Origin of the sequence: Kitasatospora cystarginea, assembly GCF_039533515.1 — a bacterium.
Taxonomy (GTDB): Bacteria; Actinomycetota; Actinomycetes; order Streptomycetales; family Streptomycetaceae; genus Kitasatospora; species Kitasatospora cystarginea.
In genome coordinates, this window is the sequence record NZ_BAAATR010000006.1 from 23,326 (window position 1) to 43,417 (window position 20,092).

Annotated in this window: 17 protein-coding genes and 1 pseudogene; 8 read left to right on the forward strand and 10 right to left on the reverse strand. The window is 72.3% G+C overall.

What is annotated here, in order from left to right:
- Positions 1 to 277: 277 nt before the first annotated feature.
- Positions 278 to 1,477, forward strand: coding sequence for a globin domain-containing protein (locus ABD369_RS09015; RefSeq protein ID WP_344635960.1), 1,200 nt, complete (start codon positions 278 to 280; stop codon positions 1,475 to 1,477).
- A 143-nt stretch (positions 1,478 to 1,620) separates the two neighbouring features.
- On the opposite strand, the gene ABD369_RS09020 is transcribed toward ABD369_RS09015, so the two are convergent.
- From ABD369_RS09020 to ABD369_RS09030, 3 genes are all read right to left on the reverse strand, one after another.
- Positions 1,621 to 2,274 (reverse strand): helix-turn-helix transcriptional regulator, encoded by a 654-nt coding sequence (locus tag ABD369_RS09020; RefSeq protein WP_344635745.1) that lies wholly within the window; start codon positions 2,272 to 2,274, stop codon positions 1,621 to 1,623.
- A 93-nt stretch (positions 2,275 to 2,367) separates the two neighbouring features.
- Positions 2,368 to 3,435 carry an aldose epimerase family protein gene (locus ABD369_RS09025; RefSeq protein ID WP_344635746.1) on the reverse strand — a complete coding sequence of 356 codons (1,068 nt, stop codon included), beginning with the start codon at positions 3,433 to 3,435 and terminating at the stop codon, positions 2,368 to 2,370.
- A gap of 124 nt (positions 3,436 to 3,559) precedes the next feature.
- Positions 3,560 to 6,586 carry an ATP-binding protein gene (locus ABD369_RS09030; protein ID WP_344635747.1) on the reverse strand — a complete coding sequence of 1,009 codons (3,027 nt, stop codon included), beginning with the start codon at positions 6,584 to 6,586 and terminating at the stop codon, positions 3,560 to 3,562.
- Positions 6,587 to 6,865: 279 nt separating this feature from the next.
- On the opposite strand from ABD369_RS09030, the gene ABD369_RS09035 reads away from it, so the two are divergent.
- From ABD369_RS09035 to ABD369_RS09045, 3 genes are all read left to right on the forward strand, one after another.
- A complete protein-coding gene (locus ABD369_RS09035) occupies positions 6,866 to 7,816 on the forward strand; it encodes a terpene synthase family protein (RefSeq protein ID WP_344635748.1) in 951 nt (316 codons plus the stop codon).
- Positions 7,817 to 8,781: 965 nt separating this feature from the next.
- A complete protein-coding gene (exaC, locus tag ABD369_RS09040; protein ID WP_344635749.1) occupies positions 8,782 to 10,305 on the forward strand; it encodes an acetaldehyde dehydrogenase ExaC in 1,524 nt (507 codons plus the stop codon).
- A gap of 1 nt (position 10,306) precedes the next feature.
- The gene (locus ABD369_RS09045) at positions 10,307 to 10,684 is read left to right on the forward strand and encodes a DUF779 domain-containing protein (protein ID WP_344635750.1); all 378 of its coding nucleotides are present in this window, start codon (positions 10,307 to 10,309) and stop codon (positions 10,682 to 10,684) included.
- Positions 10,685 to 10,743: 59 nt separating this feature from the next.
- Here ABD369_RS09045 and ABD369_RS09050 read toward each other — a convergent pair whose 3' ends face one another.
- A complete protein-coding gene (locus tag ABD369_RS09050; RefSeq protein WP_344635751.1) occupies positions 10,744 to 10,869 on the reverse strand; it encodes an SHOCT domain-containing protein in 126 nt (41 codons plus the stop codon).
- 79 nt (positions 10,870 to 10,948) lie between these two features.
- Entirely contained in the window at positions 10,949 to 11,383 is a 435-nt protein-coding gene (locus ABD369_RS09055) for a DUF6325 family protein (RefSeq protein ID WP_344635752.1), read from the reverse strand.
- Positions 11,384 to 11,559: 176 nt separating this feature from the next.
- On the opposite strand from ABD369_RS09055, the gene ABD369_RS09060 reads away from it, so the two are divergent.
- Complete coding sequence (locus tag ABD369_RS09060) at positions 11,560 to 11,883, forward strand: nuclear transport factor 2-like protein (RefSeq protein ID WP_344635753.1); 324 nt, start codon at positions 11,560 to 11,562, stop codon at positions 11,881 to 11,883.
- A gap of 185 nt (positions 11,884 to 12,068) precedes the next feature.
- Here ABD369_RS09060 and ABD369_RS09065 read toward each other — a convergent pair whose 3' ends face one another.
- The 3 genes from ABD369_RS09065 to ABD369_RS09075 all read right to left on the reverse strand — a co-directional run bounded on the left by ABD369_RS09065 (position 12,069) and on the right by ABD369_RS09075 (position 15,449).
- Positions 12,069 to 12,737 (reverse strand): NlpC/P60 family protein, encoded by a 669-nt coding sequence (locus ABD369_RS09065; protein WP_344635754.1) that lies wholly within the window; start codon positions 12,735 to 12,737, stop codon positions 12,069 to 12,071.
- A 38-nt stretch (positions 12,738 to 12,775) separates the two neighbouring features.
- A complete protein-coding gene (locus ABD369_RS09070; protein WP_344635755.1) occupies positions 12,776 to 13,498 on the reverse strand; it encodes a hypothetical protein in 723 nt (240 codons plus the stop codon).
- 730 nt (positions 13,499 to 14,228) lie between these two features.
- Complete coding sequence (locus ABD369_RS09075; RefSeq protein ID WP_344635756.1) at positions 14,229 to 15,449, reverse strand: serine hydrolase domain-containing protein; 1,221 nt, start codon at positions 15,447 to 15,449, stop codon at positions 14,229 to 14,231.
- A 109-nt stretch (positions 15,450 to 15,558) separates the two neighbouring features.
- Between ABD369_RS09075 and ABD369_RS09080 the strand changes: the two genes are divergently transcribed.
- Positions 15,559 to 16,077 carry an NUDIX hydrolase gene (locus ABD369_RS09080; RefSeq protein ID WP_344635757.1) on the forward strand — a complete coding sequence of 173 codons (519 nt, stop codon included), beginning with the start codon at positions 15,559 to 15,561 and terminating at the stop codon, positions 16,075 to 16,077.
- Positions 16,078 to 16,257: 180 nt separating this feature from the next.
- Here the strand turns inward: ABD369_RS09080 and ABD369_RS09085 are convergent, their stop codons facing one another.
- Together ABD369_RS09085 and ABD369_RS09090 are read right to left on the reverse strand one after the other, a co-directional pair.
- A complete protein-coding gene (locus tag ABD369_RS09085; RefSeq protein WP_344635758.1) occupies positions 16,258 to 16,905 on the reverse strand; it encodes a cytochrome b/b6 domain-containing protein in 648 nt (215 codons plus the stop codon).
- Positions 16,847 to 17,551, reverse strand: a complete 705-nt coding sequence (locus ABD369_RS09090) for a molybdopterin-dependent oxidoreductase (RefSeq protein ID WP_344635759.1) — start codon at positions 17,549 to 17,551, stop codon at positions 16,847 to 16,849. Before ABD369_RS09090 ends, ABD369_RS09085 begins: the two co-directional genes overlap by 59 nt.
- A gap of 116 nt (positions 17,552 to 17,667) precedes the next feature.
- Between ABD369_RS09090 and ABD369_RS09095 the strand changes: the two genes are divergently transcribed.
- Positions 17,668 to 18,489, forward strand: a complete 822-nt coding sequence (locus ABD369_RS09095; protein WP_344635760.1) for a TetR/AcrR family transcriptional regulator — start codon at positions 17,668 to 17,670, stop codon at positions 18,487 to 18,489.
- A 209-nt stretch (positions 18,490 to 18,698) separates the two neighbouring features.
- A pseudogene (locus ABD369_RS09100) lies at positions 18,699 to 20,092 on the forward strand (hypothetical protein); the annotation flags it as partial.

The window sequence follows — 20,092 nt, forward strand, 5'->3', positions numbered from 1 at the left end:
GGAACGTAACAGGCGCGCAATCAGCAACGAAAGTCCTTGCAGCAACTTTCTGCAACATCTTGCGATCGTTACGCCCGCGTGTCCTCCGCGTTGCCGCAAGGTAGTCGACCTGTGGCCATTCTCTTAGCAATTGTCCGATTTGCAGGGCATATTCCGGCCTGTGCGCAGCCTCACAAGGCCCCAGATGGCATCCCCTGCATTTAAAAGGATGATCCTCCTATATATTGATGGCGCTGCCGAACGCAGCCAGATCCGTCAGACCGTGTTGGAGGAACCCGTGCTCTCCCCCGAATCGACCGCGATCGTCCGCGCCACCCTGCCCGCCGTCGGGGCCGCCATCGGCGAGATCACCACGCTGTTCTACGGCCGGATGTTCGCCGACCACCCCGAGCTGGAGCGCGACCTCTTCAACCGCGGCAACCAGGCCGCCGGCGAGCAGCCCAAGGCGCTGGCCGGGGCCGTCGCCGGCTACGCGACCATGCTGGTCGAGCAGCCGGAGGTGCGTCCGGCTGCGATGCTGGCCCGCATCGCCCACAAGCACGTCTCGCTGGGCATCACCGAGGACCAGTACAAGATCGTGCACAAGTACCTCTTCGCCGCGATCGTCGAGGTACTCGGCGCCGCCGTCACCCCCGAGGTGGCCACCGCCTGGGACGAGGTCTACTGGCTGATGGCCGGTGAACTCATCGCCCTGGAAGCCAAGTTGTACGCCGAGGCGGGTGTGGCCCCGGGCGAGACCTGGCGCCCGGTGACCGTGGTCGCCCGCACCCAGGAGTCCCGCGGCGCCGTCTCCTTCACCCTCCGCCCGGCCGACGGCAGCCCCGCCCCCGAGTTCCGGCCCGGCCAGTACGTCAGCGTCGCCGTCCACCTGGCCGACGGCGCACGGCAGATCCGCCAGTACAGCCTGTCCGCCGCCCCCGGCGGCAGCCACTGGCGGATCACCGTGAAGCGGGTGCACGGCGGGGACACCCCGGACGGCGAGGTCTCCAACTGGCTGCACGCCAACGTCCAGCCCGGCGACCAGCTCACCGTCTCGCTCCCGTTCGGCGACCTCACCCTGGCCGAGGGCGCCGAGCCGCTGCTGCTCGCCTCCGCCGGGATCGGCTGCACCCCGATGATCGGCATGCTCGACCACCTGGTGGCCAGCGGCTCGAAGCGCCCGGTCATCGTGGTGCACGGCGACCGCTCCCCCGCCGACCACGCCCACGCCGAGCAGCTGCGCACCCTCGTCGCCGCCCTGCCCGGCGCCGAGCTGCACCGCTGGTACCAGCAGCCGGCCGAGGACGACGCCCAGGCGCGGACCGGCCTGGTCGACCTGGCACAGATCGAGGTACCGGAGGGTGTGCGCGCCTACCTGTGCGGACCGCTGCCCTTCATGCGCGCGACCCGGGCCGAACTGCTGCGGCGCGGCGTCCCGGCCCAGTCGGTCCACTACGAGGTCTTCGGCCCCGACCTCTGGCTGGCCTCGGGCAACTGAACCGGCTCGCGACGGGCAGCACCCCGGTGACACGGGGTGCTGCCCGTCCGGCATGTTCGCGACCGGCCGCCCGGCGCGCTCATGACCAGCCGCCCAAAGCGCGCGGCGGCCTCCGCAACACCCCGGAAGGCCGCCGACTCAGCTCAATTCCCGCGACGGCCGATCGAGATGCTGCAGACGTGGGGGCCGACGAAGGGGTGCAGCCGGAGCGCGCCCGGCTGTCCGGCACGCTCCGCGATCGCGTCCAGCAGGCCCTGGTGCACCGAGCACACCACCTCGGGGTTGCGCTCCGCGTTGTGCTGGAACGGGCAGCCGTGCAGCAGCACCTCACCGCCGCCCGCGTCGCCGTCCGTGCGGAGTTCCGGCTCGAAGCCCCAGCCGTCGGCGGCCGCCATCACCTGCTCGGTGAGCGAGCCGTCCGCCGCCTGCTCGGTGGCACCCCACAGCCGGCCGGCCTCCCCGGCCCGCTGGGCCCGCTCACCCCTGCTGTCGCCGAGGCCCAGTGCCAGCACGTCCACCAGCGTCCGGTAGGCGACCAGCTGCTCGCGTACGGGAGCAGCCGCGTACAGCAGCCGGGGCCGGCCGCGGCCGCCCGTCGGCTCCTCCTGGCGCACCTCGACCAGACCCGCCTGCACCAGTGCGGTCAGGTGGTGGCGGACGGTGGTGATGTGTTGCCCGACCAGTTCGGCCAGCTGCCGGTTGTCCAGTGGCTCGGCCGCGTCGGTCAGTGCCGCCAGCAGCGCCCGCCGCGCGGGCACCGCGAGGGCCTTGTGCACACCGGGGTCCGAGCTCTCCATTCACCCAATACTACGGCCGGACGTGCGAAGCCCCGGGAGACCGCCCGCCCCGGCCCCGGCACTGCGATCCCACGCCCCGCCCGTGCGGTCCGGCTACCCGCTCACGCCCAGGCGCAGCACGGTGGTCGAGCGGAACTCCTCCCCCGGCCGCAGCTCGGTGGAGGGGTAGGAGGGCTGGTGCGGGGAGTCCGGGTGGTGCTGGGTCTCCAGGGCGACACCCGCGTACGGACCGTACGGGACGCCGCTCGGACCGGTGACCGCGCCGTGGAAGGTGTTGGCGGTGAAGACCTGGATGCCCGGTTCGGTGGTGAGCACCTCCAGGGTGCGGCCGCTGACCGGGTCCTCCAGAAACGCCGCACGGGCCGGCGTGCCGTCCGCGGGGCGGGGCCTGAGCACCCAGTTGTGGTCGTAGCCGCCCGCCCGCAGCTGCGGGTGCTCGTCGTGGATGTCCTTGCCGATCGGCCGGGGGGAGGTGAAGTCGAACGGCGTTCCGGCGACGGGCTCGTACGGGCCGTAGGGGATCAGCCGGTCGTCGACCGGGGTGTACTGGTCGGCCTCCAGGGTGAGCAGATGGCCGAGGATGTCGCCGTTGCCCTCGCCGGAGAGGTTGAAGTAGGCGTGGTTGGTGAGGTTGACGACGGTGGGGCGGTTGGTGGTGGCCCGGTAGTCGATGGTGAGGGTGTCACCGTCGAGGGTGTAGCCGACCCGGACCTCCAGTGCGCCGGGGAAGCCCTGGTCCCCGTCGGCGCTGTGCAGGTGGAGCCGGACTCCGCCGGGTACCTCCTCGGCCGTCCAGATCCGGTGGGCGAAGCCGTCGGGGCCGCCGTGCAGGGTGACACCGCCGCCGGTGGAGGCGAGTTGGTGCTCCTCGCCGTCGATGGTGATCCGGCTGTCGGCGATGCGGTTGGCGTAGCGGCCGACGACGCTGCCGTAGGTGCGCGCGGGACCGAGGAGCGCGCCGAGGTCCTCCGTGCTGAGCAGGATCTGCGCATCGGCGCCGGCCCGGTCGGGTGCGGTGAGGGCGTGCAGGGTCGCCCCCAGGGTGAGCACGCCGGCCGTGATCGGGCCACTGCGCAGCGTCCAGCGCTCGATCGCGGCTCCGGCGCCGCTGGCGGCGAACGGCGCCCGGCTGACCTCGGTCGTCCCGGCCGACCCCGTCATGACTCGCTCCTCCCGGCGGCCCTTCGCCCGAGGACCGCCCCTGCTTGGGGATCTGTACGCTCGCCAGGTTAGCCCTGGCCTCCGTGCCCGGATCGGCTGCGACCCTCCCGCACCCGGTGGTTCGTCAGTCTTCCTTTCCCGGTCGTCCCTCCGTCGATCCCGGCTCGCCGTCCGGCTCCGGCCCTGCGGTCAGCCCGAGCGCCGCCGCCAGACCCTCCGGGCCGCTGCCTGCCTTGCGGTGCACGGCGGCCAGCCGTCGGTGCACCAGGCTGAGCGGGAGGTCCAGCCGTTCGGCGATCCGCTGCGGCGGGACGCCCCGGACTGCCAACCTGGCGACGTCCCACTCGGGCTCGCTGAGGCCCTCCTTGCTCAGGGTGCGCAGGCGGTTGGGACGCAGCACCGAGGTGGCCAGTTCGGTCCTGGCCCGGTCGACCAGGCCGTCGGCGCCGCAGGTCTGGGCCAGCTCCATGCCCTGGTACAGGTACTCGGCGGCGTCGGTGAGCTGTCCGACCCTGCGCAGCGCGGCACCCAAGTCCACCAGGGCGCAGGCGAGTTCGAAGCCGGCCGGGGACTGCGAGAGCCAGCGGACGGCCTGTTCGAGCAGGTCCACGGCGCGCTGGCCGTCCCAGAGTTCGGCCTGCATCCGCAGCGCGGTGCCGATCGCGGACGCCGAGCCGAAGTCCCTGGCCAGCACGACGGCCTCGGCGGCCAGCTTGCGCGCCCGGTCGGGCTCGGTGGGGAAGAGTGCCTGGGCGAGGTGTCCGACCCAGGGCGCCCAGATCGTGTTGCGCCAGCCCCGCCTGGTGAGCTGCTCACCGACCTCCTCGAAGACCTCGGCCGCGGCGGCGTGCTCGCCGATGGCCAGCAGCAGCTTGCCGTAGAGGGTGGGCGCGTCGGGCAGCACCATCGCGGTGGGGTGGTACGGCGGTCCGAAGCGGTACTTCTGGGCCAGCTCCCAGGCCTCGTCGACGCGGCCGCGGGCGAGCAGGGTGTCGGCCAGCACGCCGACGATGTCCCACTGCAGCGGGATGTCCGGGGCGATCCGCTCGGAGATCCGCAGGCCCTGGCGCAGGTAGTCCTCGGCCTCCATCAGGAAGCCGCGCCGGAACCGGGTGAGCCCCATCAGGAAGTACCCGAAGCCCTTGTGCGCGCCGCTCCAGCCGGCCATCTCGAAGCCGAGCACGGCGTCGGAGAACAGCTTCTCGGCGCGGGCGAGCTGGTCGGTGTAGGTGTAGGTCAGGCCGATCAGCGCGGGCAGTTCGAAGCCCCAGGTCGTGTTGGTCCAGCCGATCTCCTTGGGCAGCCGGCCGTTCTCCAGGGCCTTGTCGGCCAGGTCGATCGCCTCGGCCACGGGCCTGCCGCGCAGGGTGAGGTCCCAGGCGCGCATCACCCGGATCACCCGTTCGGGGACGGTGCTGCCGGTCAGGGTGGTGGTCAGCTCCTTCAGCCTGCGGGAGCGGCCGGGGCCGTCCTCCTCGTCGCGCCGCCACGCCACCCACATGTAGTGCAGGGCCTGGAGCCGCAGCCTGCCGGGCCCGGGCTCGGTGTTCTCGGCCTCGCGGCGGCAGACCTCGGCGGCCTCGACCAGCTCTCCCGCGTGCGCGAGCACCTCGGAGAGCCGGAAGGTGGCGTCCACCCGGAGGCCGGGGCTGAGTCCCGGATTGAGCGACAGCGCCAGCTTCAGCTGGTTGACGGTGGTCTTCGGGTCGGTGAGCAGCGCGGCGCAGCCCGCCTCGTACAGCACCTCGGCCCGGTCGTCGTCGTCCGGTGGCTCGTCCAGGGCGCGGGCCAGACAGCGCTGGGCGGCCTCGGGCGCGCCGATCGCCAGGTGCTCGGCGGCGGCAGCGCGCAGCTTGCGGACCATCCGGTCGTCGCCCTCGGGGTGGGTCTCCAGCAGGTGGCGGGAGGCTTCCAGCAGGGAGCCGCCGTTGTTCTCGATGATGGTGGCGGCCATCCCGTGCATCCCGGTGCGGGTGCCGGCCGGCATGGACTGGTAGATCGAGGTGGCGATCAGCGGATGGACGAACTCCAGCCGGCCGTTGGGCGTGCTGGTGAGGATCCGGTGCTTGCGCAGCTGGCGGACGGACTCGTCGGCCTCGGCCGCGCCCTGGGCCGAGATGCTGGCCGCGAAGCTCTGCTTGATCTCGGTGCCGAGCAGGGCCGCGGCCCAGGCGAACCGCAGGGTGCTCGGACCGAGCTTGGCCAGCCAGTGCTGGAGCGTCATGCCCTTGGCGGCGGCGGCCAGGTCGCGCAGCTGCGGGCTGTTGGCCTCGATCGGGTCGAGGCACTGGTCGCGGACCTCGCGCAGCAGCGCGGTGGTGTCGTACGGGTTGCCCGCGGTGACGGCCCAGACCTGGCGGCAGAACGCGTCCTCGGCCTCCTCGCCGAGGGCGGCGCGGACCAGCCGGGCGACGGACGCGGGGTTGAGCGGGCGCAGTTCGTGGCTGCGGGTGGCCTGCTCCTGGATCTGCTGCTGGAGGGCCTGGGCCTCCTCCTGGAACTCGTCGCGGTAGGCGAAGACCAGCAGGACGGGCAGGTGGCGGGTGCGGGCCGCGAAGGAGGCCAACCAGCCGAGCGACTCCTGGTCGGCCCAGTGCAGGTCGTCCACCACCATCACCAACGGCGCACGACGCGGCGCGAGTTGGCTGAGCAGGTAGTCCAGGCCGTCCTGCACGCCCTGCGGGTCGAGCCGCTCGACCTCGCCGGAGGGCGGGACCAGGCCGATGGCCGGGCCGACGATGCCGTACCAGGCGCCGAAGACCTCGGCCAGCTCGTCCTTGTCGAGCGTGCCCAGCACCGGGAGCAGCAACTGCCGCAGCACGTGGAAGGGTTCCGTGGTCTGCCGCTCGCCGCCGCGACCGGAGAGCACGGTGCAGTCCTCGCGCAGCCCGGCCAGCCGGCGGACCTGGTCCAGGATGCTGGTCTTGCCGCCGCCGGCCGGGGCGGAGAAGACCAGCAGCTCGCCGATCTCGGTGCCGCCGGCCGCGAAGCGGCGGCAGAGCCGGTCCAACGCGTGCTCGGCGGAACGGAGTTCGGCCTCGCGTTCGTGCAGCGTCTGCGGCTCCGCGGCACCGGACGCCGCGGTACCGATCGGCGGGACACCTCCTTCCGGCGCAGCCTCGCCCGCTGGTCCGTGCTGCTGTTCAGCCACCGCTGCCCCTCCGCGTCACCTGATGGTCTGTCCGCTGCCGAGACTATCCCCGCAAACCTCCGAGTGTGGTCCATTCCCGCAGGCTGCGGTGGTCTTATGGGGTTCGGAGCCCTCGCCGGGGGCAAATGCCCTGTTATCTCTAACACCTGATGATCAGATCGACTACTGTTCCGCCCGTCAATGGCAATTGATCAGCGCTATTCGACCACCGCCAGCAGGAGTTCAGCACAGGTCCGCCAGCACACAGCACCACTGTTCCCCAGCAGCACCGGGAGTCCGATGTCCGACGACACCTTTCTTGAGCTTCCGTTCACCCACCGCCGCAACCCCCACCAGACCGAGGCCGCCGACCGCCACCTCGAATGGCTCCGGCGCCACCGGGAGCTGGTCACCGTCGTCAGCGAGCCGACCTACACCGGCTGGGACATCACGGAACTCGCCTCCCTGGTCTACCCCGAGAGCTCCGCCGAGGACCTGGCACTCGCCGCTGACCTCATGGGGTTCTACTTCCTGTTCGACGACCAGTTCGACGGCCCGCTCGGGCGCCGCCCCGACCAGGTCGCCCTGGTCTGCGAGCGCCTCACCGCCATCGCGTACGGCGCCCACCCGGCCGGCACCTCACCCGCCGAGCGCGCCTTCGCCGACCTGTGGCGGCGCATCAGCCGCGGCATGACGGATCGCTGGAGGGCGCGCGCCGCCTACAACTGGGAGTTCTACTTCGCCTGCCACCCCGCCGAGGCCGCCGGCCGGAACATCGGACAGCCGCCGGACCGGGAGAGCTATCTGACCCTCAGACGCGGGACCGCAGCGATGGAGAGCATCTTCGACATGATCGAGCGGCTCGGCCGCTTCGAGGTGCCCCAGCAGGTGATGCACCACCCGCTGCTCCGGCAGATGCGCCAACTAGCCGCCGACATACCGTCGTTCACCAACGATGTGCGCTCCTACCCGCAGGAGGCCAGGCGCGGCGACGTCGCCAACCTGGTGATGATCGTCCAACGGGACCGCAGCTGCTCCGCCGAGGAGGCCTGCGCGGTGGTCTGGGACGAGGCCCAGCGGATGGCCGACCGGTTCTGCGGCCTCCGGGACGAGCTCGCCGACCTCTGCCGCTGGATGGCGCTGGACGAGGCGCAGCAGCGGGCCGCGCGGCGCTACGCCGACGGGATGGCGTTCTGGATCGCGGGCTACCTCCGCTGGGAGTCCCGCACCCTCCGCTACCACCACGACTGAGCCGGACGCCCCGGATCCACAGCGGGGCGCTCCGCGCACCCCGAGCCGCAGGGCGCGCTGGTACCAAGGGCGACGAGCGACAGCGGGCGCAGGGCCCCCATCCCCAGGCCTTCGGCCGGGTCCCCGGGCCCGGAGGCTGGGGGGAGTGCCGGAGCCAGGGCCCCTCGCCCCCAGGCCTTCGGGCGGGGGCGCCCCCGCCCGAGGTCGGGCAACGAGGGCGAGTGCCGGCGCCGACTCCGTCGATCGGCGGCTCCGCCGCGGGGAGCGCCCGGAGACGAACGGGCGAGGAGCAACGGGCTACCGCGTGGCCGGCTCGCCCCGGCCCGCGGCACATGTCGCGGACACTCCCCGCGCCCGCCGCTCCAACGACGGCATCGGGCGCGCAACTCCCGTTGCACGCCCCTTCTTTGATCAAGTGCGCGCCATGGCGGCCCGAGCCGAGCGCGGCTAGGGTGCAGTGCGAGGACACCCCGCCCCGGCGACCGAGCGTTCTCCGAGCACGTTCCCGACTGTCCGCGCGGGCCCGCGAACCGGGCCCGTGCGCCGTCCCGCCGTCCCGCGGACGGCAACCCGACGCAGCGAGGAGCACTACCCAGCTGGCCTCCTCCCCCTCGCGAACGAGGGGATTCCAACCCTCGCGGGTCGGGCTTTCTGCTTCACGGCCGACGGCCGACCTGGAGTTACCAGCGGAGGGACGGTGTACCGCCCATCGGCCTTAGATCAGCTCCACAGACCTGACTTCCCGCCAGCCCGGCGGTAGGCCCGGCCAGCTTGGTTGTCGCCCACCGGGCACCACGAAGCCTACCATCCGCTCAAAACCACTTACTGTCAGTAGTGGGGGTGGCGGTCCGCCTTGACGTCGAAACGCCGCTTCCTGACCTGCTGCGCAGGAGGTCCGATTCCTCCCCCGCAAGCGGGGGCACCCCACCCCCGGCTGAAGCCGGGGGTCTCCTCGGAGGTATCAGATGACCGTGTACCAGCCCCCCGGCCGGCCCGGCAGCATCGTCCGCTACCACCCCCGCTACGAGCACTGGATCGGCGGCGCCTGGACGCCGCCCGTCCGCGGCCAGTACTTCGAGAACCCCACGCCGGTGACCGGGCAGCCGTTCACCGAGATCGCCCGGGGCACCGCCGAGGACGTCGAGGCGGCCCTGGACGCGGCGCACGCCGCCGCACCCGCCTGGGGCCGCACCGGCCCGGCCGAGCGGGCCGGGCTGCTGCTGCGGATCGCCGACCGGATGGAGCAGCACCTGGAGGAGTTGGCGGTCGCCGAGAGCTGGGAGAACGGCAAGCCGGTCCGCGAGACCCTGGCCGCCGACCTGCCACTGGCCGTCGACCACCTGCGCTACTTCGCCGGTGCGCTGCGCGCTCAGGAGGGCGGCCTCTCCCAGCTCGACGAGGACACCGTCGCGTACCACTTCCACGAACCGCTGGGCGTGGTCGGCCAGATCATCCCGTGGAACTTCCCGCTGCTGATGGCGATGTGGAAGCTGGCCCCGGCGCTGGCGGCGGGCAACGCCGTGGTGCTCAAGCCCGCCGAGCAGACCCCGGCCTCGATCATGCTGCTGATGGAGCTGATCGCCGACCTGGTGCCGCCGGGTGTGATCAACGTGGTGAACGGCTTCGGCGTCGAGGCGGGCAAGCCGCTGGCCTCCAGCTCGCGGATCCGGAAGATCTCCTTCACCGGCGAGACCACCACCGGCCGCCTGATCATGCAGTACGCCAGCGGCAACCTGATCCCGGTCAGCCTGGAGCTGGGCGGCAAGAGCCCCAACCTCTTCTTCGCCGACGTCGCCGACCGGCGCGACGCCTTCTACGACAAGGCTCTTGAGGGGTTCGCCATGTTCGCCCTCAACCAGGGCGAGGTGTGCACCTGTCCGAGCCGGGCGCTGATCCAGTCGTCGATCTACGACTCCTTCCTCGGCGACGGCCTGGAGCGGGTCCGCGCGATGCGCCAGGGCAACCCGCTGGACACCGGGACCATGGTCGGCGCCCAGGCCAGCAACGACCAGCTGGAGAAGATCCTCTCCTACATCGACATCGGCCAGGCCGAGGGTGCCAAGGTGCTGGCCGGCGGCCAGCGGGTGGACCTCGGCGGCGAACTGTCCGGCGGCTACTACGTCGCCCCGACCGTCTTCGAGGGCACCAACGACATGCGGATCTTCCAGGAGGAGATCTTCGGCCCGGTCGTCGCGGTCACCCGCTTCGAGGACTTCGCGGAGGCCGTCGACATCGCCAACGACACCCTGTACGGGCTCGGCGCGGGCGTCTGGAGCCGCGACGGCTCGACCGCCTACCGGGCAGGACGGGCCATCCAGGCCGGCCGGGTGTGGACCAACTGCTACCACCACTACCCCGCCCACGCCGCGTTCGGCGGCTACAAGAACTCCGGTATCGGCCGCGAGACCCACAAGGTGCTGCTCGAGCACTACCAGCAGACCAAGAACCTGCTGGTCAGCTACAGCGGACAGGCGCAGGGATTCTTCTAGGATGCGCCCCTCCCAGGTCTCGGTGACCCCGCAGGCCGCCGAGCTGCTGCGGCAGCTCGGCGGCGAGCACGGACCGCTGATGTTCCACCAGTCCGGCGGCTGCTGCGACGGCTCGGCACCGATGTGCTACCCGGCCGGAGAGCTGCACGTCTCGCCGGAGACCGACCGGCTGCTCGGCGAGCTCGAGGTGGACGGGCTGGACCCGGTCCCGGTCTGGATGGCCAGGGACCAGTACGCGTACTGGTCGCACACCCACCTCACCATCGACGTGGTGCCCGGCCGGGGCAGCGGGTTCTCCCTGGAGGCACCCACCGGCCTTCGCTTCCTGACCCGCTCCCGCCTCCTCACCGACGAGGAGTCCGCGGCCCTGGGACGGTAGCCCGGGGCCGCGGGCCCCGCGGCGCCGTCCGCACGCACGGCACCGCACCCGCGGGTGGCTCACCCCGCCAGGAGCCTCGCCTTCACCACCGCGAACTCCTCCGGGGTGAGCACCCCTCGCTCCACCAGCCTGCCGAGCTCGCCCAGGACCTGTCCGGCCAGGTCGCCACCGCCCGGAGGCCGCATCAACGGAGTCCCCGCCGGCCTGGCGGCCCCCAGCGCACGGACCGACCGCACCGGATACGGCGTACGGACCATCACACCCTCACTTCCCGGCCGCCGCACGAGCCTTGGCCACGCGCACGGCCTCCTCGATGTTCTCCGGCGGAATCCGCACACCCGAGGCGATCCGTCCGCCGACCCCGCGCAGCGCGTCCGCCGCGGCCTGTGCCCACACGTGCTCGATCAGCACCAGCAGCGCCACCGTGCCGGGTTCCAGCAGTCCGGCGGCCTCCTGAGCGTCCTCGGGACCGATCAGCGGGAGCACCTGTGCGTGACCGCCGCCCCCGACGACGCCCCTGAGGTGTTCGAAGTCGGCGAGCTCCCCGTAGCTGGCCTCGCCGTCGGGGTGCCGGGTGACGACCAGTGAGTCGATCACCCGGATGTCACCGCCGGTCCGCAGCTTGCACAGGGCCGACGCCGCCTCGACGGTGATGGTCTCCTGCGGAAACGTCAGGACGAGCAGTTCGGCCGGCCCCATCCGAGGCTCCCTTCCGGTCGGAATTGCCCCATATCGGGATCTAAGCACACCGCCACGCCGATTCACCGGAGGCGTCGGCCGCCCCCCGAGCGACACCCTCGACGGAGAGTGCGCAGTCCGCCACATTGTGCGACAGTGCTGCCGACCCATCCACCCACGATCTGAGGACCCGTCAGATGACCATCGCCGTAGCCAAACTGTCCGACCCGACCGTCCGCGCCGCGGTCACCGCGATCAACGCCAACGACCGCAAGGCCTTCCTGGCCCTGCTGGCCGAGGACGCGACGATGTCCGACGACGGCTCGGACCGCGATCTGCTGCCGTGGCTCGACAAGGAGATCTTCTCCTCCCACGGCCACATGGAGGTCCAGACCGAGTCCGACGGCGGCCGCGCGCTGATCGCCAACTTCACCAACGAGACCTGGGGCGAGATGCGCACCGCCTGGCGGTTCATGGTCAGCGACGGCAGGATCAGCCGCTTCGAGACCGGCCAGGCCTGACCTTCCGACCGGTCGGCGCATCCCCGCTCCAGGCCCGGACCGTAAGCGACCTCACACCTCGCCGTCTCACCTCGTGAACCGCCCACCGCACCTTCCCGCACCGGACACCGTCGAGGCCGGCCCCCGCAGTGCGGGGGCCGGCCTCGACGGTGCTGTTCCTCACGGGGCCGTACGGTGCGCTCCTGTCACCAGCGGCCGCCGTGGTGCCAGCTGGGCTCGCGAGCCGGCGCGGTGGACGTGGTCGGCGCGGTGGACGTGGTCGACGTGGTTGAGGTCGTCGAGGTGGACGACGTGGTCGACGCGGTCGAGGTGGACGACGTGGTCCCGGTGCCCGTGATCTTGTTGTAGCGGAGCGGCGTGTAGTAGCTGGTCGGCCAGCCGGCCAGCGAGCTGGCGTTGGTGTTGCCCTGGTACTCGCTGGTGCGCACGCTCGGGTTCTGCTCGGAGTAGTAGTTGAAGGTTCCGGCCGACTGGTTGATCCAGTTGCCGAAGAGGATCACGTGATCGGCCGTGTAGTCGAGGGCGTCGCCGCTCTGGAGCTGGGAGATGGCGATCTTGGTGGCGACGTTCGGGAGGGTGGAGGTGACCATGCTGGAGCCGAGGTGCCAGGCCATGGAGATGAAGCCGGAGCAGTCCTCGCGATAGGTGCCGTTGGCGTCGGTGTGGCTGGCGCCCTGGTTGTAGGGCACACCCTCGGTGACCCAGCTCTTCGCCCGCTGGATCACCTCGTCGCGTGAGATGCTGCCGCCGACGGACGAGGCGGCGTGCGCCGGAGCGGCGATGGCGACGGAGGCGGCACCGGCTCCGAGGAGACCGGCGAGGCAGCGGCGAAGGAACGGTCCGTACTTGGGCATGGGAGTCTCCGGGGATGTGCTGGTGGCAGGCGTGCGGCTCAGCCGAGCTGCTGGGCGACCGAGGTGAGCAGGTCGCCGTCTGATCGGGTGCTGTAGGGGGCGGCGTGGGTGCCGGCCCACTCGTCGTAGTGGACGACCGCAAGGCGGGTGCCCTGCAGGACGGCGTACAGGTGGTCGGTCTGCGGACCGGCCGCGGACAGGCCCTCGACACCCGTCCACTGACGCGACCAGGAGGTACCCCGGTCGGTCACGGCGGTCTTGGCGACCTGTGCGTCGGCGAGGCCGAGGGCCTTGGCCTGAACGGCGCGGGACTGGTTCTGGCACCCGTCCATCTGCGTGAGCAGGCCCTGGTAGGCGGCCTGCGCGGCAGCGGCGTCCCGGAAGGTGAACAGGTCCTGCTCCGCTGGAGTGCGGTGGACGCCGACGTAGCCCTGCTGCCACCAGGTGGCGGCACCGGACACGGACGCGCACTCGTTGAGCTGGATGTCACCGGTCACGGCCTGGACGCGGGGCTGGGAGAGCGGCTGCCAGCCTTCGGCGACACCGTTGGGCAGTTGCTCCGCCGAGAGTCGCGCCGCGGCGGTGGACCCGGGCTGTCCGACGGCGGACGCCGTCGAGGCACTGCCGGCCGGGACGGCGGACAGCTGGCCGGTGGTGCCACCGCAGCCGGTGGCGACCAGGGCCGCCATTACGCCGAGCGCCCCGAGGGCGACCGCGCGGACAGGTGGGGCGAGGGACGGTGGACGGGTCGAGGCAGGCATCGAGCGCTTTCTGGCAAAGGCCTCCGGGTCGCTGGGCGGACACGGCGGGACAGGCAGGACGGAACTGGGCAGGAGGGTTCGAGGAGGGGTTCTCTTTGGACCCGGCGCACGTCACGCGACACAGCTACCACGGAGGCGATCGAACGATCTGACCTGCAGCGCAGTAGCTGGCTTCGGAAGCGAGGCGGCGCCGGGTGACCGGATTTTTTCCCGACGCTTCGCATACTGTCTATGGCCGCCGTCACACCGGGAATATGGCTGACCCGCGATAGGGAGCTTGGGAGAAGCGGGGGGCACCCCATCCCCCGGCCTTCGGCCGGGGGGACCCCCAGGCCGAAGGCTGGGGGAAGAGCGCAGCGGCGCTGCGCGCGGCGGGGGATATGCGCCGGAGAGCCCCTCACCCCCGCCCGATGGCGGGCAAGGACTGCCCCTCGCCCCCAGCCTCCGGCCGGGGGTGCCCCCGCCCGATGGCGGGCAAGGAGGGAGAGGGAGCTATCGGCACGCGACGACGGGAGACGGGCGGTACCGGAGGCTCCACCGCCTCCGCTCCACCCCGTCCGGGTCCAGCTGCAGCTGTCTCGACCGAGGCCGACCGCCTCAGCCGGCCGCTTCGATCGCCGGTTTCCACCCCGCGTCCCAGACCGACTGTCCGCCCTCGCCGCCGCGACGAATCATCAACTGACACGCCATCAGATCACCTTGATCGACCGCCGGTTACCAGGCGCCACGGTCACACGCCGAGGCACTTCAGCACCGCCTTGATCAGCGTCTTCGACCGGATGTCACCCGTGATCCCGGGCTGCATCCCGTTGGTGACGTAGCCGAACCCGATCCCGAGCTCGGGATCCGCGAAGCCCAGCGAGCCGCCGCGCCCTGGATGGCCGAACGCGGCCGGGGAGGACATCGGCGAGGTCGCGCCGTGCCGGAAGAAGCCCAGGCCGAAGGTGGTCTTGATGACCAGCACCCGGTCCGGACCGCTGACCGCCGGCCCCATCGCCTCGTCCAGCAGTTCGGCGCTGAGCAGCGGAGACAGCAACTCTCCAGGCGTGCCGCCGTACCGATCCGCCGCACCGATCAGCGCCGCGTAGAACCGGGCCACCGACCGCGCGGTGCCGATCCCGCCCGCGCCGGGGATCTCCACCGCCTGCACCGCCGGGTCGTTGAAGTCGACCGTCGGGCGCACCGAGGAGAAGGCGCGGGCGGTGAGCGAGTGCGGGTCCCGGTAGGCGTCCACCACGGACTGCTTGGGCCGCATCCTGAGCCCGGCCGGACCGCTGTGCGCCGCCGTGGGCGCCGGCAGGTCCACCAGCCGTCCGACCCTGGGGCTCGCCCCGGCCGGGAGGCCGATCCACAGGTCCAGGCCGAGCGGACGGGCGATCTCCTCGGCGAAGTACTGGCCGACCGAGCGCCCGCTCGCCCGCCGGATCACCTCGCCGACCAGCCAGCCGAAGGTGAAGGGGTGGTAGCCGTGCGCGGTGCCCGGCTCCCAGGCGGGCGCCTGGGCGGCGACCGCGGCGGCGGCGGGCTCCCAGGCGATCACGTCCTCGAGCCGCAGCGGGGTGTCCAGGGCGGGCAGGCCGGCCTGGTGCGAGAGCAGCCAGCGCACCGGCACCCGTTCCTTGCCCTCGGCCTTGAACTCCGGCCAGTACGAGGCGACCGGCGCGTCCAGGTCGAGCTTGCCCTGCTGGACCAGGTGCAGCGCGGTGGCCGCCGTCAGCCCCTTGGTGACCGAGCGCAACACCTGCACCGTGTCCGCCGTCCAGGGCACGGCCGGGGCCGGGAGCTCGCCGACCTCGGGGCGGGCGTCGCCTCCCCACAGGTCGACCACCTTGCGGCCGTCGACGTAGAGCGCGAAGGCCGCACCGAGCTCGCCGTGCTCGCGGAAGTTCTGCGCGAACGCCTCCCGGACCGGCTCGAAGCCCTCCGCCGCCTCGCCCCAGATCTCGACCACCGCGCGTCACCTTCTCGCTCGTACGTCTCCCTTCCGAACGATAGTCGGATCATCGAAACCTCGCCGAGCCGGTGTCAGGTGGCTCCCGGCCCCCACTACCGTGAACGGCATGACGAACCCTGCCGAAGAAGTGCTCGACGTGGTGGACGCCCAGGACCACGTCATCGGAACCGCCACCCGCGCCGAGGTGTACCGCGAGGGGTTGACACACCGTTGCGTCTTCATCCTCGTCCGTGACCCGCAGGGCCGGATCTTCACCCACCGCAGGACCGGCACCAAGCTCTTCGCCCCCGGCGCCTACGACTGCTTCGTCGGCGGCGTGGTCGGCAGCGGCGAGACGTACGCGAGTGCCGCCGTACGGGAGGCGGAGGAAGAACTGGGGGTGAGCGGCATCAGGCCGCTACCACTGTTCAAGTTCCTCTTCCAGGCCGAACCCCGGCTCTCCTGGTGGTGTGACATGTACGAGGCCCGCTGGGACGGCCCGGTCTCCCCCCAGGCCGAGGAGGTCGCCTGGCACGGCTGGCTCACCGAGGACGAACTCGCACAACGGCTCGCCGACGACGGCTGGGACTTCGTCCCGGACGGCCGCGAGGCCTACCACCGCTATCTGGAGTACCGCTCGGCCTGAGCCCCGGCAGCCGGTGGGGCGGCCGGTCCGGCGCCACGGACCTCCGGCCCGGCGTGAGCCGGTTGCCCGGCCGGGCGCGCCGAGCAGCGTGGGCCCAGCGCCCCGGCTGCTCGGCGCGGAGTCCCGGACCTCCGCCCGGGCCGCGCCCGCAGTCCCCCGCACCGCCCGGACGGTACCCGGCTATCGGCCCTCCCAGTGGGGGTGTTCCCGGGCGGCCCAGCCCTCGTCCACCAGCCCCGTCCGCATTCCGCGCCGTGCCTCCGGGTCCTTCCCGGCCCGGTACAGGTGCCCCGCGACGCCGGTCGCGACTGCCACCGCCAGCCAGTCGTGGACGAAGGTGGCCCCGGTCCGCCAGACCAGCGGCGCCAGCCGCGTGAACCACATCAGCAGCCCGGTCCCCAGCATCACCAGGACCGCACCGCCCGTCCACGCCGCGTACAGTTTCTGGCCGGCGTTGAACTTGCCCGCCGGCCGCCGGTAGGAGCGCTGCCGCACCGCCCGCAGCCACTCCCGGTCGTACGGGGCGAAACGGTTCAGCCGAGAGAGGTCCGCACGCAGCGCCCTGGAGCCGAGCCCCAGCAGCAACGGCACCGGCAACGCCACCCCGCACCACTCGTGCACCGTCATCACCAGCCTGCGCCGGCCGACCAGTTCGGCGAGCGGCGGGTAGTACAGGCAGGCCGCGGTGGCCAGGCAGACCAGCATCAGCACCGCACTCGCCCAGTGCACCCACCGCTCGGCCCTGGTGAAGCGGAGCAGCGGGCCTCGGTCAGCCGGTCGGGGCGTCGTCGCGTCCGTTGGAGCGTCCGACCCAGGCGTCGACGTCATATCCGAAGTGCTCCCAGTAGCCGGGTTGGACGGTGGAGGTGAGGGTGATCGAGTCGAGCCACTTGGCCGACTTGTAGAAGTACATCGGCGCGACGTACAGCCGGACCGGACCGCCGTGCGCGTGGCCGAGCGGCTGGTCCTGCATCCGCAGTGCCACCAGGACGTCCTCCCGCTGGGCCTGATCGAGCGTCAGGCTCTCGGTGTAGCTGCCGTCGAAGCAGCCGAAGGAGACGGCGGTCGCCTCCGGCCGCACCCCCGCCGCCTGCAGCAGGTCCGCGAGCGGGACCCCCTCGAACGGGGTGCCCGGCACCCGCCAGCCGGTGACGCACTGCACGTCGTGCACGATCCGGCGCTGACGCAACGCCTGGAGGTCGGCGAGCCGGTAGGTGGTCGGCCGATCGACCAGGCCGCCCACGGTCAGGGTGTAGTCGGCCGCGGTCCTGACCGGCACCGATCCGGTCACCGAGTAGTACCTGAACCCGCCGCCACCCGGCAGCAGGTCGCTCAGCCCCGTCGGATCCTTGCTGGCCACGCCCTCGACCGCGCGCTGCAGGTACGGCCCGGCCGCAACCCCGGCGGCCCCGAGCCCGAGCATGCCGAGCACCACCCGCCGCCCGACCGGAGGTCCCTCGCCGCCCGCTCTCATGGCCTGCCTCCCATCGCTGTCATGCCGCCATTCGAGCAGGTCGGCGCCGCTCTTCCCAGGGTCCGGGGCCGGACGTCAGGGTTTCGTCATCTTCCCGCACGGATAGGGTGGCGGGCATGGCTTCCTCCCGTACACCGGCGGTAACGGACCACCGCGCCGAGGGCGAGCATGCCGCGGGCCGGGCCGGGCGAGCCGGACGTGCCGCCGGCGAGCGCGCGCCGCGGCGCAGGCTCAGCGTGGACGAGCGCCGGGAACAGCTGATCGGGGTCGCCCTGGACCTCTTCAGCAAGTACCCGCCCGAGGAGGTGTCCATCGACGACATCGCCGCGGCGGCCGGCGCCTCGCGCCCGCTGGTCTACCACTACTTCCCGGGCAAGCAGGCACTGTACGAGGAGTCGCTGCGGCGCGCCGGGCAGGAACTGGCCGGACGCTTCGAGGAGGAGACCGAGGGCCCGCTCTCCGAGCGGCTGTACCGGGTGATGGGCCGCTACCTGGACTTCGTGGACAGCCACGGGCCCGGCTTCGCGGCCCTGCTGCGCGGCGGTTCGGTGGCCGCCAGCCCCGGAACGACGGCGGTCATCGACGAGGTGCGGCGGGCCGCGCACGACCAGATCCTGCGGCACCTGGCGGTCGCCGAGCCCAGTGCCGGACTGCGGCGCACCGTACGGGCCTGGATCGCCAACGCGGAGATCACCTCTCTCGACTGGCTGACCGACCGGTCGGTGCCACGCGAGGAACTCCAGCTCCAGCTGGTCCAGGAGTTCGTGGCCGCGCTGGCGCTGACCGCGGCCCGGGAGCCGGCCCTCGCCCTCGAACTCGCGGACTTCTTCGCCGCTGAACGCCCCGAGGGACCCACCGGCCAACTGGTCAGGGAACTGGCCGGTCTCCTCTCCGTCCCCGGCCTCGGCGTCCAGCTCACCCGGCTCGCCGCCTGCTGACCCGTGCCTGCCGGCGGCCCGCCCGGCCACCCGCACTTCGGTACCGGCCCCGACTCCGCACCCCGCACCCCGTCCACCGGCCCCGCCCCGGCTTCCAACACCGACTCGGCACAGCACCCGCCCCCGCCCACCACCGGTCTCGGACTGTCAGAGGTTTCTGATAGAAAGTGGACGGAATTCCAGCATTCGGGTGAGGGGGGCTCAGTACCATGAGTCAGCACGATTTCGCAGCCGCGGAGCAGGTCGGAGCCACACTCGACGTACTCGCCGCTGCCCTGCTCGACGAGCGCGCGACCCACTACCCGATCGCCTCGCTGACGGGCTTCCGCCGCAACGCCCACCCGTCCGCCTCCGCGCTCTTCGGCCTGCGATTGAGCGCCAAGGGTCCGGGCACCCTGACGGTCCGTGGCCTGGGCACCGTGGTCGAGGGCAGCACCAAGCGCCCGACCGCCCCGGACCCCGCCGTGGCCACCGAGTTGCTGACCCGCTTCGGCGGCGGTGCCGTCCGAGGCGTCTTCGGCTCGGCCCGCGGCCTGGACGCGGAGCAGTTCCAGCTGCCGGTCGGTGTGGAGCGTACGGAGGACAAGCTCCGCCCGGCCTTCCCCGCAGTCCTCGCCGAGTTGGCCGCCGACCGCCCCACGGTCGCTCCGGAGGAGCTGTCCACCGGCACCGGCACCGAGGTTCGGCTCGTACTGCCCTCGGTCTTCCACGCGCTCGCCGCCCGAGGTGGCACCCCCGCCCGCACGGCACAGCTCGCCGAGGTCGCCGAGGAGCTCTTCGCGGGGGCCGACGTTCGGGCCCGCAAGGAGTGGGCCGTGCTGACGGCCGCGCTGGACACATGGTTGAGTGCCGCAGGAGTGCTGTTCGCCGGGGTCTCCGCGCTCCGTGTGGCCGACCGGCCGAGCCACGCCTCACTGGTGATATCGATGGCACACCGTCCGGTCCAGATCGCCGAACTCGCCGCCCAGCTCGCCGATTCCCGGCCGCAGGCGGAGGTCTGGACGGTCCTGCTGCCCGCCGGCCCGGCCGCCGTCCTGGTCGAGGGGCGGACGTCCCCGGTCCCGGCCGTGCTCTCCAACGACGGGCAGCCGTACCGGACTTCCAGCTCGGTGGCCCAGGCTTTCGTACCGCTCCCGGACAGCTCCTCCGTCCTGGTCATCCAGCTCTCCGTCGCGCAGCCGGAGGACTGGGAGCTGTACATGACCTCGTTCGCCGAGGTCCTGAAGAGCGTCCAGCTCGGCTGGGACGGCGTCTACGCCACCCAGGCCGCTACTCCCGCCCAGGCCCAGGCGCCCGCCGCTGCCCCGCACAGCTCTGCCCAGCCGCAGCCGCAGCCGCAGCCGCAGCCGACCAGTGTTTCCCCTTCCCAGGCCCCGACCGCTACCCCACCGGTTACCGCTACCCCGCCGGTTACCGCTGCCCCGCCCGCACCCGCGCCCGCACTGGCGGCGCCCGCCGAGCAGCCCGCAGCGCGGAAGGGCACCTCGGTCGCGGTACCTCCGGCGGACTTCGACCCCTTCGCACCCCCGGCACCCGCCGCCACCACCACCGCCGACGCACCCGCCTCCACCAAGGGCACCCCGGTCGCAGTACCCCCAGCCGA